10 protein-coding genes are annotated in these 13,634 nt (G+C 62.0%); 3 read left to right on the top strand and 7 right to left on the bottom strand.

Features of this window, described 5'->3' with window-relative positions; all coding sequences use genetic code 11:
- Positions 1–183 precede the first annotated feature (183 nt).
- Positions 184–1,458, top strand: coding sequence for an IS256 family transposase (locus VG502_RS10630; RefSeq protein ID WP_325550018.1), 1,275 nt, complete (start codon positions 184–186; stop codon positions 1,456–1,458).
- Positions 1,459–1,655: 197 nt separating this feature from the next.
- Here the strand turns inward: VG502_RS10630 and VG502_RS10625 are convergent, their stop codons facing one another.
- The gene (locus VG502_RS10625; protein ID WP_325550017.1) at positions 1,656–2,861 is read right to left on the bottom strand and encodes a response regulator transcription factor; all 1,206 of its coding nucleotides are present in this window, start codon (positions 2,859–2,861) and stop codon (positions 1,656–1,658) included.
- Complete coding sequence (locus tag VG502_RS10620) at positions 2,858–5,860, bottom strand: ATP-binding protein (protein WP_325550016.1); 3,003 nt, start codon at positions 5,858–5,860, stop codon at positions 2,858–2,860. Before VG502_RS10620 ends, VG502_RS10625 begins: the two co-directional genes overlap by 4 nt.
- Positions 5,861–6,714: 854 nt before the next feature.
- Here VG502_RS10620 and VG502_RS10615 point away from each other — a divergent pair.
- Both VG502_RS10615 and VG502_RS10610 read left to right on the top strand, forming a co-directional pair.
- The gene (locus tag VG502_RS10615) at positions 6,715–7,278 is read left to right on the top strand and encodes a hypothetical protein (protein WP_325550015.1); all 564 of its coding nucleotides are present in this window, start codon (positions 6,715–6,717) and stop codon (positions 7,276–7,278) included.
- Between the two features lie 293 nt (positions 7,279–7,571).
- On the top strand, positions 7,572–8,144 hold the full coding sequence (locus VG502_RS10610) for a hypothetical protein (protein WP_325550014.1): 573 nt from the start codon (positions 7,572–7,574) through the stop codon (positions 8,142–8,144).
- Positions 8,145–8,269: 125 nt separating this feature from the next.
- Here VG502_RS10610 and dnaB read toward each other — a convergent pair whose 3' ends face one another.
- From dnaB to VG502_RS21840, 5 genes are all read right to left on the bottom strand, one after another.
- Positions 8,270–9,643 (bottom strand): replicative DNA helicase, encoded by a 1,374-nt coding sequence (gene dnaB / locus VG502_RS10605; RefSeq protein ID WP_414655730.1) that lies wholly within the window; start codon positions 9,641–9,643, stop codon positions 8,270–8,272.
- A 643-nt stretch (positions 9,644–10,286) separates the two neighbouring features.
- Positions 10,287–10,778, bottom strand: a complete 492-nt coding sequence (locus tag VG502_RS10600) for a DUF6318 family protein (RefSeq protein ID WP_325550013.1) — start codon at positions 10,776–10,778, stop codon at positions 10,287–10,289.
- Positions 10,779–11,069: 291 nt separating this feature from the next.
- Positions 11,070–11,723, bottom strand: a complete 654-nt coding sequence (locus tag VG502_RS10595; RefSeq protein ID WP_325550012.1) for a DUF6318 family protein — start codon at positions 11,721–11,723, stop codon at positions 11,070–11,072.
- Between the two features lie 86 nt (positions 11,724–11,809).
- Positions 11,810–12,577: a hypothetical protein gene (locus tag VG502_RS10590; RefSeq protein WP_325550011.1), complete on the bottom strand. Its 768-nt coding sequence runs from the start codon at positions 12,575–12,577 to the stop codon at positions 11,810–11,812.
- 145 nt (positions 12,578–12,722) lie between these two features.
- Positions 12,723–13,337 carry a DUF6318 family protein gene (locus VG502_RS21840; protein ID WP_414655734.1) on the bottom strand — a complete coding sequence of 205 codons (615 nt, stop codon included), beginning with the start codon at positions 13,335–13,337 and terminating at the stop codon, positions 12,723–12,725.
- Positions 13,338–13,634: the final 297 nt, after the last annotated feature.

Here is a 13,634-nt window from a genome sequence, read left to right as displayed (position 1 = left end):
GCTGCCGCATCTCGACAAAGTCGGTCGGTGTCGAGACGCAGCGAAGACTGACCGCGACACAGTTACGTCCATAGGTTTGGTGTACGAACGATCCCGGTGATCGTGTCGCGTTCCACGTGAGCGCGGTCACCGGGTGGATCCTTCGAGAGAACTGTCTAGATCCCACTCGAATGGAGCACCACGATGACCGCTGCACCCCACGATATTGACCCGCAGGAGTTCTTGCACGAGCACCTGGCCCAAGCCAGCCCCGACTTGTTGCGGGAGTTGATGCAGATGTTCGTCAACGCGTTGTTGTCCGGGCAGGCCGACACGGTGTGCGGCGCGGACTACGGCACCCGCACCGATGAGCGGACCAACCGCCGGAACGGGTACCGGCACCGCGACTTGGACACCCGGGTCGGCACCTTGGACGTGGCGATCCCGAAGCTGCGCGAGGGCACCTACTTTCCCGACTGGTTGCTGGAACGCCGCAAACGCGCCGAAGCGGCCCTAACTTCGGTGGTGGCGACTTGCTACCCGCTCGGTGTCTCCACGCGTCGAATGGACAAGCTCGTGCAAACCCTGGGCATCACTGGTTTGTCCAAGTCGCAGGTGAGCGTGATGGCCAAGGACCTGGACGAGCAGGTCGCCGCGTTCCGCACTCGGCCGTTGGATGATGGCCCGTACACGTTCGTGGCCGCGGACGCGTTGATGATGAAGGTCCGCGAGGGCGGCCGTGTCGTGAAGGTCGCGGTCATGGTCGCCACCGGGGTCAACGCCGAGGGGTACCGGGAAGTCCTCGGGACCCACACGGCCACAACGGAATCCGGTGCTGGCTGGTTAGCGTTCTTCCGGGACCTGGTGGCCCGCGGCCTGTCCGGTGTGGCGATGGTGACCAGTGACGCGCATGCCGGCTTGGTCGAGGCCATCGGTGCGACCTTGCCGAACGCGTCCTGGCAGCGCTGCCGCACCCACTACGCGGCGAACCTCATGTCCGCGACACCGAAGTCGTCGTGGCCGTGGGTCAAGACACTGCTGCACAGCGTGTACGACCAACCCGATACCGACGCCGTGCACGCGCAGTTCGATCGAGCCGTGGACACCTTGGCGGACAAGCTCCCGGACGTGGCCGAGCACCTGGACAACGCGCGGGCCGATCTGCTCGCGTTCGCCGCATTCCCCAAGTCGATCTGGCGGCAAGTGTGGTCGAACAATCCCAACGAACGATTGAACCGCGAAATCAGGCGGCGGACCGACGTCGTGGGGATCTTCCCCGGCCGCAACGCCATCATCCGGCTCGTCGGTGCCGTGCTGGCCGAGCAACACGACGAATGGGCCGAGCAACGCCGCTACCTCGGCGTCGAAGCCCTCGCCGCCGCACAAGCTGTCCTGACCGCCCGCACCACCAACCCAGCACAGGAGGACACGACCGACACCGACAGCGCGCCCGCCATCGCCGGCGAGCTCAGCGCCTAAACACAACCAAAGGATTCACGACTTCGTACACCACTCCGGAGGACTTGACCCGCGACACGCCTTGAAGGTCGACGAGATGGCACTTGCCACGGCAACCAGTCAACCTATCCTGCGACTGACGTGTCGCCTTGACTTTGAACGAAGGGGTCTCCGATGACTCAGCTGTAGCTCGGAGATAACCGACGAGCAGAGTGCGGTCAGGCTTGCTCGACGTGGTGCCGAATTCGTGACCAAATCGCTTCCGGATCACTAGCCGACAAACCGCGCGACCGCGTGATTGGTTCGGCGTATTGGAGCGGCGTCTCTCTGCTGGTTTGCTTCCTCGGGAGCTGTACGGAGTCATATACCGCAAGCGCGTCCCGTCCCTCAACGTTAACCAACTCGATCCACGGTGAAAGCGACAGCGGCTGGCCATCCACGTCGACCACGAAGACGTCTCCGGTTCGCACCGGGGTCTGTGAATCGAAGGCGCAGTGACCAGGTTCGGATGTGCCCATATGCAACTTCGTGTGGACCTCGAAGGAAGAGCCGTCGTAGTCCATCGAAGTCGCAACGTGGAGCTGCCCAGGCCAAGATGTCGTGAGTCGGTGAGCCACAGTCACTAGGTGCGCGCGAAGGCGGGCATCATCCTCCGCAGAAGGTTCGTGTCCGCCGTGCGCGATGTCGTTGCGAAGTGCGACAAGGTTTTGGATTTCGCTGAAAGACTTGGGCTCGGGGACCAAGGCGGCCAACCAAGTTGCAGCGAGACTGTCACTACGAACCTCGTCGCCAAGCGAGCGGGCAACGTTGGCCCAGGTCCCCATGCTGGGCCTGGCGAAATGGGTTGCTTGGATCCCTCGGATGCCGCGTGCCTCCGGGGAGCGGTCGGCCAGTGCCAGGAACGCAGCGAACTTGATCGTGTCTTCAAGCGCTCGTAGCCCATCCTGCGCGGACGTGTCTCGTTTGGGCGCGGCCGTGTACCGTCCAAACTGATGCGCGATTGGACTGGGCAGCTTTCGAGCGGCGGTCTCGAGCACCTCCTCGTCGACTGCCGCGAACAACTCGGCGCATCGGTCGACCAATTCGGCTGCCGCGTGGCCCTTGTCGACCCAGTCACCCGCGCCAAGGCGCATGGCTTCGATTGTCTGTCGTTGGCCTCCCTCGCCCGAGAGGACAATGACGGGGACTGTTAGGCCCAAATCTCTCATCTGAGCCAGGACCCATAGGCCGCCCCAGTCGTTAGGCGGCATTTTCATATCTAGTATCAGCAGATCGATCCCGCCGGATCGGACCTGTTGGAGGGCAGAAGCACCATCGGTGGTGTATGTCAACGTCGCGCCGGTGGCACGTAAGCCGGCTGTCAGGGTGACCGCCACGTCACGCTGGTCATCAGCGACGAGAACGCGAAAGCGGTGCAGCATCATGCCTTGGCCACTTCCGCAATCGGGATCGTGAGATGCCATGTAGTGCCACTATCAACGCGGGCGGGTTCAAAATCTCCTCCGATGCCGCGGAGCATCGAACGAACCCCGAGGAGACCGAGCCCATTCCCGCCAGCTTTTGTGCTCCGGATCCGGCCGCCAGACTCCAATGCCTCACGGACAGACTCGGGCAAGCCAGGGCCGTCGTCAGTTACCTCAACCACGGCAAACTTCTGGTCGCAAGCCCACTCCAGCGTCACGTGACCACCATCATGCATGGCCTCCACGGCGTTCTTGATCAAGTTATCGAGGACGGCTATCAACGCCGGTTCGCTCATGGCCACGTGCATCTCGTCACCAGCCGCGCCGATCGATAGGGACACCGACGCCGGTAGCCCAACGATCATCGCTGAGGCGTAGCGGCGAAGGAAGTCCGCAAGCGGAGTCGCCTCCCCGGGAGCAGCGCTTGGCCCCAGCAAGTCGGAGGCTGCCCGGATCCGCTCGCCCAGCGCGGCTGCCTGGTCGACGTGTCGGCTCACTGCCAGCTGCTTCTCGAGTCTGGAGGTTCGACTGCCCGTGTTGAGTGTGGTGGCGAGGGCTTTAGCTGCGGCAACTTGGTTCTTGACGTCGTGGAGAAGGTCCGCCATCGCAGCGGCCAACGCAGACGGTTGCGGCGTTGAGGCAGCCATGAGAGCGGTTTCGATCGGTCCATGGGATTCCTGCTGGCGGGCACCAATATGTACCGAGACGCGGCCTGTGCTCGAGTTCAGCTGCATCTCGATTCCCAGTGAGCTCCATAGCGCGACAATGTCTTCTAGTGGTGGCGGATCTCCGGTAACGGGCTTCGGGCTCATGATGAGTTCGCCAGTCTCGTCCAGCTGGATTAGCGCAGTTCGGCGATCTGCATTCATGACCGCAAGCAGTGCTTCGATGGCGGCGATGATGAGGGCCGGAACCTTGCCTATGTTCGCCGGGAGGTCAATCCGCAGCCGGCCGCGAGACAGCAGGATCTGACCTTCGAGTGTTTCGGTTAACGAGACCTCTTGCTGGTCGCTCCCGAGTGCTCGATACGCGGCGGCCAGGGCGACCAATCGCCTCTCCTGATGCTCACCGATCCCCTCTTGAGGATCCAGCCCGGCGATCCAGTCAAGGATTGAGTTAAGAGGAGAGGATAGAACCAGCGCGCTGTCTGCAGCGTTGGCCACGTCGCGGAAGTATGCGGTCAAACCCTCGACATCGAGTTGCACCTTTTTCTGACGGGTCAGGATCCGGTCGGCCGCGGCCGCCCAGGATGTCAGAGCAGTGTCTTGAGTCGCCGATCCCAGGAGTCCGAATCGACGCCAAGATGTTGACACTTTCGGTTGGAGTGCCGCCGACTCGCACAGGTGGGACAAGAGGAAGATCGCTCCGGCGAGGTCTGACGCAGACCGCCCAGCGATCCGATCGAGCGCCTCACCATGGTTCAACGCGTCGATCCAACGGACCGCGAGTTCCGATGCGTCGTGCTTTGCAGCGGTCTTAGATGGGCACGGCTTGCCAGTCACCTTGAGGCGGCGCCTCAATACTGCGCTCTCCAATACAAGCTGGGCGGTGTACTGGACGTTGTGGTCAGGCCCGGCCCGGTCGAACGAATATGCGCTGACCAGCCCGCTCGCAGCAGCAAACTCCTGCACGCGTGTGATCGCGTCTCGAGGTCGTCCAACGCCTGGCGCAATCAAGTCAGCGACCGCCGTCCATGGGTAGGCATCCGGCCAATGCTCCAGGAGTGAACGCGGGTGACCCAACGCCATGTGCACTGCCGCCGCCAGGGCTTGAAACGCCGAGGAGACGATTTCGTCGGGCAGACCGTGAAGGCGTTGGCCACGGCCGAGCAAGATGGCGCCGTCCAAGCCGAGCAGGCGCATCGCCTCCACATCGGTTCGGCGTTCCGAGGTGAGATGGGCATAGTCGGCCAGCGCGTTCCGAATCACTTCGAGCGTCTCTGCAAGAGAGACCTCGTAGTTGAGTATCTGGGAGCCAACGAATCCGAGGACACCGTTGTCGCGCTGCCGCGCGCGGGTCATCTCGGACCGATTCTCGTAGGCCCACGATGCGTGGACGAAGGCCTGCGCGAGCTGTGGCTTGGAACTCTCGGAGAGTCCGAACATGCGCGGCAGGCTGTCGACGACGCCCAGAAACTCAGCGTGTTGCGTGCGCGGCACCGACAGCGCCGGCCGCGGGGCCGGGGCCCGGGAAGGTGCCGCGTTCAGTACGTGCGGGAAATGCTCACGGATCATCCGTTCAGCGGCGTGCAAGCGCGCCGCCTTCTTGCTGGTACCGCTGGCGGAGACGCTCCGTGCTCCACTAGAACACGTCGCCAAGAACGTTTGGCCGTGATTGGGCCCTGCGGCATCAAACGTCCACCTGATCGCATTCCTGTCCGCTGTCGCGACCTGGTCCAGGAGGGTCATCCAGTCCGTGCCGGCGCCTGCTTCAGAGATCGAGCACAGCAGCGCATTAGCCAAGTGTCGGCGCAGATCCTCTTCCGCTCCAACGATGCACAGCAGACCTGCCACTTGGTGGTACACCGTGTTCAGGACCCGAGCAGGCTTCCTATCAGCCAAAGATCCGCCGAACTGTCCGCAGGCACGAACCCAGTCCTCATTGGCCGCGACATGTTGGGCGAATGCCACCCGCGATCCGGCAACCGTACTGCTGATCGCTCCCGGTCTGTCGTCGTGCCTGGCTTGAACGACGGTGACAGCTAGTTCGCGCGAAAGCCATGATCCACCGAGTGTCTCTAGAGCCCGGAGGACCCCGCGCGTGAGATTTGGCGCGTCCCGCTGGTGCTCGTAAAGATAGCTGTCGTGCCAAAGAGCAGCCGCTAGGGCTGCCTTGAAGCCATCGACCTTTTCACAGACTGCGTCGAGGCCTAAGACGGACATGGCGCGGAGGGCGTCCGCACTCGGGGTGACGCCATCAAATGGAAGCTCGCGGCACGAGCCCAAAAATCGGTCACTCATTGAGCTGAGCATCCTCCTCTGATGTCCGCTGCTTGCCGAGTGTCACCATACGCAAGCGCGGCGTGCTTCGTTCGGGACCTTAGAAACCTGAACACACGGGGAGGCGCTGAGGTTCGTCCCCTACGTCGTGCACCGCGACAACAAGGCGGCACAAGCGCACCTATCGCAACGAACAGCTCCCATCCCGACCACGAGGCTGCCAGGATGTGCGCTATGCCCGAGCCACACTCGCAGCAACTCGATGAGCAGATGTTGGGCGTGGGCGTCGCCCATTTCATTGGAAACATCCGGCCGTCGATACGAGTTGCCTGCTGGGAGCACTGTCCGACATTGGCCAAGGAGACTTTGGAGCTTTTGACCAATAGCCGGAACCCGGCATGAGTCAGACACGCAAACCTGACCTGCGCTTTGTAATCCCGGGGGGCAGGAGAATCGGTGGAGCGATCTGCTCGCGTCCCTGATAATGACAGACCCTGCTCCCATCGGTCGTCTCATCGGGGTGGTGCCAGACCCGGTGCGCCGCGAGGTCGCCGTCTCTGGACAGACATCAACGAAGTCAGACCGGCTTGACCTGCTGCTCAGCCGCAACGGACAGCAGATCGCCGCCATCGAAGTGAAGGTCCTTTCAGACCTTGGGCTCGACCAACTCACCCGGTACACGTCGGCGTTCCCGCAAGCGCAGCGAAGATTCGTCCTGCACCTGAGCTCACTGCCAGTTAATGCCGACTTTCCACCGGGTTGGGATGAACTGTCTTGGGAAGACGTGCTGTCGGCCTACGCGGAGAGCGATCACCCATGGGTGGGCAGCTACAGCCCGGGCATAGGAGGACCAGCTGGACCTCCTGGTGCCCTTAGTGGACGCCGACACCGTCTGGAATGACGTGCCCGATGAACCTAGCGCGCTGGAGTTGGCGCTGCGCGCTCGGGTTGCGTGGCTGGCGCATCACCTCGACGACTTGGAACTTGCGCACGACATCGTGCAGTCCTCGGGTGGCGGGACCTGGGTGTTGAGACTCTGGGCGCCTACCGCGATCCGCAACCTGCGCGTTCAAGTAGAGATCCAGGAGGGCATGACCGCTTACGAATGGCGCCCGGATACAGACCGGCCCTACCGAGACCGTGTAAAGGGACCGGCGCCCGTCATCGCCCTCCGGATGAGCGATGTCGACACCTCGGAAGGGTTCGACTGGAAGTTGTTGCTCCGCCTGTTCGACGAACACGGACAGCCACGACCGGACTGGCCGTGGCAGCAGACTTCGGCCAACCCCCGTCACACGATTGATCGCGCGAACTGGAAAGCGATGATCGCCGCTGGCGGGCCCAAGAGTGGCTTGGCAAAGGTTTCGGGATGGCCGTGGCGACCACGGCCTATCGCGAGTGCCTCTTCGGTGCCCGGATGCAACTGTCAGCGTCACTAACGCTCGGCGAGATCCGCGACGAAATCCTTCGCCTGGAACCGCTCGTCGATGCCATGGCAACTACCGTCGACCGGGACCTAGACTTGGGCGAGCCGAAACACTAAACGCCGTCCTTGCGCCCATGACCTTCCGTACGACTCCAAGCAGACCCGACTTCGAAACCGAGCGCCGCGATCGACCGGCCCGCTGTCTGCATGTCGCGATTACAAGCGCGCCCGGGCAACTGTCGACCAGAACGTCATCGCCGACAGCGCACGTTGAGTTGAACGAATGACACCGGGTGGAGACGTGCTATGAGCAGCCAAACCGTAGATTTGATCAAGTACTTCGGAGCGAGTGTCGTGCCCGTAGCGGCCAGTCTCGTCACGTTCTTGCTCACCAACCGTCACGCGAGATTGATGGCGGACGCTGACCGCGCCCATCAGAAGCAACTCGCAGCAGACGCCGCTGCTGACCAGCGCACCGAGCATCGCTACACCGAGCGCCTAGACGCGGTAACACACGTCGTCGATGCAGCAACCGCGATCCGCGATCGCGCGCTGGAAGACGAGTACAGAGGCAAGGAAACTCCGAGCGACTACCTCGACGGACCGGAACTTGAATCGTACTTCCGTCCGCTTCGAGAATCGATCAACGCTTTGCTCCTGGTGGGCACCCAACGCACCAGAGAGGCGGCCGAGCGGCTACAGACAGCGACCGAGGGGTACGCGTGGTCCTGGGAGTCGGACAAGTACACGGAGCTCGATCAGGCGCTCATCGATCTCCGCGCTGCAGCCCGCGTGGATCTTGGTATCGACGCTGGTGGCACCGAAGTGGCCTCGGCGAAGCCAGCCCCACCCGAACGGCGTGGAGACGACGCGAAGTAGCTTCAGATCGAATCGCTGCACCCATTCATAACACTTCATGTACCGAAGTATCCCAATTCATAACTTCTGATAATGATTAACTACAAGATCCATTTGGTTAATCTTGGCTGCATCTCGACAGTCGGTTAGAAATTCTGCGCCATATTTGTGAAGCGCGAATAGTGGCCTTGGAAAGCGACGGTAATCGTGTCGGTCGGGCCGTTACGGTGCTTGGCGACGATCAGGTCTGCTTCGCCGGCGCGCTCGGACTCGCGGTCGTAGGAGTCCTCGCGGTGCAGCAGGATCACCATGTCGGCGTCCTGCTCGATCGATCCGGATTCACGCAGGTCGGACATCTGCGGGCGCTTGTCGGTGCGCTGCTCGGGTCCACGGTTGAGCTGTGAGATCGCGATGACCGGTACGTTGATCTCCTTGGCCAGCAGCTTCAGCGCACGGGAGAACTCCGACACCTCCTGCTGGCGCGACTCGACGCGCTTGCCGGACGTCATCAGCTGCAGGTAGTCGATGACCACCAGCTTGAGGTCGTTGCGCTCCTTGAGCCGGCGGCACTTGGAGCGGATCTCCATCAGCGACATGTTCGGCGAATCATCAATGAACAAAGGCGCATCCGCCACCTTGCCCATCGTGGTCGCCAGCCGTGTCCAGTCCTCGTCGCGCATCGTGCCCTTGCGCATGTGCTGCAGCTGTATGCCGCCCTCCGCGGACAGCAGTCGCATGGCGATCTCGGTCTTGCTCATTTCGAGCGAGAAGACGGCCGACGCCATACCCGCCTTGATTGAGCAGGCTCGGGCTATGTCCAATCCGATCGTTGACTTACCGACGGCCGGCCTGGCCGCAATGACGATCATCTGCCCCGGGTGCAGCCCGTTGGTGAGAGCATCGAGATCGGTGAATCCTGTTGGCACACCGGTCATTTGGCCGTTGCTGCTGCTGGCAGCGTCGATCTCGTCTGCGGTCTCGGCGATGATCTCACCGAGCCGGATGTAGTCCTCCGACTCCTTGCCGGCGGTGACGCCGAAGACCTCGGCCTGGGCGGCGTTGATGACATCGACGACGTCGCCACCGCCATCGGCATACCCCATCTGCACGATGCGGGTGCCGGCAGTGACCAGGCGGCGCAGCACGGCGCGTTCGGCGACGATTTCGGCGTAGTAGGCGGCGTTGGCGGCGGTCGGCACGCCCTGGATCAGCTCGTGGAGGTAGGCCTGGCCGCCGATGCGGCTCAGTTCGCCGCGCTTGGTCAGCTCGTCGGCAACGGTGATGGCGTCGGCTGGCTCGCCGCGCCCGTAGAGGTCGATGATGGCTTCGTAGATCGACTCATGTGCCGGACGGTAGAAATCGCGTCCGTCGACCGACTCTGCTGCGTCGGCGATCGCGTCCTTGGACAGCAGCATGCTGCCGAGCACCGACTGCTCAGCCGGGACGTCTTGTGGCGGGACCATGCCGCCCCCGTGGCCACCTTCGTCGGCGTAGTCCGGGGGAAGTTCAGCAATCGCCACGCACGCTCTCCTTGCCACCGTTTTCGAACATGTGTCAACTGCACCACGAGGGTGTGACAGTGAACTCCAACTGGGGTGCGTGACACGCGAAGAGGCCACGCTAGGCGCCTTCCGAGCGCCCCGCAAACCCCCTCGGCATTGCCCTGCGGACAACCTGTGGAGAACGTGTGGACATGTGACGTTCGGCGTGTGCACGCCCTGGGGACAAGACTGTGGATATCTTCTGCAAGGTCGCGGCTGCAGGCCTCTGACCTGCGACGATGCGTTTTTCGCGCTGTGCACAAGAAATAGTTTTTGCCCTTGCGTGGCGAGAGTTACCCACAGGCCTGCCGCGCCGGCGAGTTGCCGACGTTGTGGTTACGGTCAAGTCAGTAAAGGTTGCGCCAAGAGGAGGTCTCGCTCCGCCCAGGACGGGTCAAACATCGCATCGTCGACCGCTCCCGGCAGTACCGTGCGGACCACTTAACGCACGAGTCGACCGGTCGCTTCGAGGATCTGGATGGGCTGGGACCCGTGATGGTCGCAGTGCCGGGAAAGTCATGCACGTCTCGCCACAGTCGGCTGAGCGATGTGCTCCATCCCGCACACCTCGCGCAAGGGGCGCGCCGCGCCACTGTCGGGTGCCGCGGCGGCAGTTTTCCTACTAAAGGACATTCTTGATTGTCGCTACGCGCCACCCATTAGACGTCCACTTGAGTTCGAACATCAGGCCGTGATCTCGAACCTCGGGGAAGGACTGGATTGGTCTTCCATCCTTGTCGACTATATCCGCCTTGGGCACATACCCACGAATCTCAACAAAGGTGGCGAGCTCAGAACTGCCATTGAGGGAGACGTATTTAACGGCCATCTGCCGCTGGTTAAACTTCAGACTTCTGGCGACCAGCTTACGGACGACGTTCTGATGATTTTTGCAGCTCTTACAACTCTCCAGCGCTAACGGTTTGAGCACACCGGTTCTTGGATGTGCGTCCGTATCGTTCAGGACCGACATGTAGTATCTGGCGAAGGCCTTGGCCCCACCGTTGGTGTGCTGCCTAGCAGGCTCCGGGACGTCGGGCGCACCGACTGCCGTTCCAGTGGCCTTTGTGGTCGACTTCGTCGTGGATGCCGTCGAGGTGAGTGATGAACCCACGGTCGGATTGTGCGAGGGCAAGGGCTCGTCGGACCTGGCGCTCTTCGGGGAATGTGAGATCGTCGACGATACGCCACCACATCCCGCAGATGCCAAAGTCACGAGCACAATCGCTGCCGTTGCGAACGCAAGCGGTCTGTTCATTAGTGGAACCACCTTTCGAAATTCGCCTCCATGTGACAGCTATCAGTCCTTGGCTGATTCAGCGCATGGCCCGACCGGGCGCACTTCCACCAGGCGCCGGCTTGCGACGAGTTTCAAACCAACGATCTATCAGCGGTTGTCGTCGGATCACCATAGGCTCGCATCAGCGACCCTCATCGATGTCACCTTCCAGCCCTGAGACGTCCATTCGAGCGAGAAAACCCAGACGTATGGTTCATCTGTTGGGTAGTCCTTCACGAGTGCGCCAGTGTTTTGATTCACCAGGGCACCATCGATCGGATTGATCTTCATCCACACGGACTCGCCACGAGGCTCGGCCGCGGCGATCGTTCCCTCTGGCCCATCGAAACGCCATCCGTTCTCGACATTTGTGCGCACGGTTTCGGCGAAGTTCCTGCAGGTTTTGCAGCTTGAGGACGCAAGCTTGTCCAGTTCTCCGACCTTGGGCCGCACTGCTGTTCGGTTGACCGTGTCCCAATAGTGACGCGCAAAGGCGACGGCACCCGCCGTGGTGTGCTGCCTCGCTTGCTCCGGAACGCGTTGAGCACCGGCCGCTCTACGGTGCGGCATGGGCGCCGCCTTGGTCGAAGCGGAGCTTGACGCGCTTGATGACGTCGCCGTGAAGCCGTTGGAGGGCGTCGACCTCCCGGAGACGATGTCATTCTTCGCCCGCGTTGGGCTCGCCATGCTGGCGCGCGTGGTCGATCCGTCACTACATCCCGAAACCGCCATAGCTGCGGCAATCGCCACAGCGGCGCCGATGCCGCTCACTTTGTACATGGGTGACTCCGTTCCCCTGGCGTGTCCTCGTCACCGAGCCCTGGTCCTTGATGACCGGTCGTGCGGTCGCCCCCCTCGCGCCCGAGCTACCGGACGAGGCGGCCCTTCGCCTCGAGGACCTGAATTGGCTGTGCCGGTCCAGTGATCGTCGCTGTGCCGGGCAGGTCGGTGAACTCACCACCGTCGACTGCGAATTGCCCCCCGTAGACCGTCGTGACGGATGCGCTGACCGTGCCGCGCTTCAGGTAGGCATGCTTAATGTCACCGTCGGGGTAGCCGCCGCCGCGTGACTCTGTCGGCCCGAGCGATGATCCGTCGCCGAAGTGGAAGGTGTTGGACTTAAGCGTCGGACGCACCCTAACGGAATGACCCAGGAGCGTAAGGTCCCGAACCTCCCCCGGGCCGTATCCCTTTCCACTGAAATCGGCCATGAAGAAATTGGGCAGGTTAGCAAGCGTCCTATTTCCGACCGGTTCCATCTTAACCTGGGGCCGAGCAAACGGCGTCTTCACAAACTCAGAGTTGATCATCGCCACCGTGAGCTTGGGCTTGCCGCCGGGAATCTCCGTTGGCCAGCACGTCAACATTTTGGTGAGTTTCCAGGGCTGAGGAGGCGTTTTGGGCTTGGTAGCACGCATGAAGATTCGACTGAGCGGGCCCTCTGCATTCTTAACGCCCTTGCAAGCATTTTGGGAACTATCGCACCAGACCTCATCTCCGTCCGGATCGTTGTTGGCTGGGCACGATGGCATCGCGGCATACTCAACCGAAGCCACTTTCTCAACGATTTTGTCCCCCGAGCGGACCGGAACCTTTGCCTTCGGCGGTAAGTTCTTCGTCTCGGTTTCGGTCAAACCTGCATAGAGATTCTTGTCGACGTGGCATTTCGCACACGGAACCGGCGGGTTCGGATCGGAGGACCCCGTACCCTCCATAGGTTGGCTAGCGCCGAGTTGAAGTGTGAGCAGCGGAGCGATAAGTGTGGCCGCGATGTGAAAGCTACTCACTTTGAAGGTCCTGAACTATCCAACCCTTACCGTCATTCCATTGCGCAAGGACGACACTCTTCGACGTGCTCGCCGGCGTCTTACCAACGACCTTTCCTCCCGCGTCGACCAATCTCGCCGAATTCTGAGTCAAGCGGAAAATAACGTGATACCCGGTCCCTAGAACGGGAGTCGCGTCAAGTACTGAATACTTTAGTTGATCATCTACGAAGTGCTGCTTATTCTTTCGCATTCCCGCGGCGTCTTGTTCGAAGTCATGGCACGGCTTGCATGATTCCTGGTAGAGTCCGCGAATAGAATCCTTGCCAGGTTTGCGATACAGCAGATTTATCCGCGAATAGAAATATGCGGCAAATGCCTTGGCGCCATCCTCCGTGTGTTGCCGCGCCGACCCGGGGACGCCCGGAGCTCCGGCAGCCGTGCCGCTGGGCTTTGGAGTCGGCTTGGTCGTGGGTGACTTCGAGGCCGGTGACGAGCTAGCAGTGGAACTCTGCGGGGGCGCGGGCTCACCGGATGCGATGCCCTTCGGCGAGTGCGATGCCGTCGACGACGCGCCGCCACCACTCGAACCGCCGCCGCATCCTGCGGCTGCCAGAATGGCGAACATCGTCGCAGCAGCGCCCATGGCACGTGTCCTGCGCATTGGTTGAACCCTCCCCTGTGTGGAACCTGAGTGCCCCGTGATTATGGGTGACACGTCAGAGCGAAAGTGAGCCCACTCTTTAAAGCTTTGGTCAAGAACGCCCGTGTGCGGCATACGACTCCAAGATCATGCCCGATCTCGGGCTTCAGGCGCTGACGTTATCCACAGGCTGCGGGCGCGACCTCGAGACGCAGCGGTCTCGATACGCTCCCCCGCTTCGCTCCGCCGCTACTCGACCCGCTTCGTTGGGCTTGACCCGCA

Origin of the sequence: Flexivirga sp. (assembly GCF_035551235.1) — a bacterium.
In the GTDB taxonomy this organism is placed as follows: Bacteria; Actinomycetota; Actinomycetes; order Actinomycetales; family Dermatophilaceae; genus Flexivirga.
Note: the sequence above shows the minus strand (reverse complement) of the source record. Positions and strands in the feature narration are given on the sequence as shown.

Bases quoted from the DNA above. Each gene is read 5' to 3' on its own strand.
- VG502_RS10630 (WP_325550018.1), top strand. From the start codon at position 184: ATGACCGCTGCACCCCACGATATTGACCCGCAGGAGTTCTTGCACGAG.
- VG502_RS10625 (WP_325550017.1), bottom strand. From the start codon at position 2,861: ATGATGCTGCACCGCTTTCGCGTTCTCGTCGCTGATGACCAGCGTGAC.
- VG502_RS10620 (WP_325550016.1), bottom strand. From the start codon at position 5,860: ATGAGTGACCGATTTTTGGGCTCGTGCCGCGAGCTTCCATTTGATGGC.
- VG502_RS10610 (WP_325550014.1), top strand. From the start codon at position 7,572: ATGAGCAGCCAAACCGTAGATTTGATCAAGTACTTCGGAGCGAGTGTC.
- VG502_RS10595 (WP_325550012.1), bottom strand. From the start codon at position 11,723: ATGTACAAAGTGAGCGGCATCGGCGCCGCTGTGGCGATTGCCGCAGCT.
- VG502_RS21840 (WP_414655734.1), bottom strand. From the start codon at position 13,337: ATGTTCGCCATTCTGGCAGCCGCAGGATGCGGCGGCGGTTCGAGTGGT.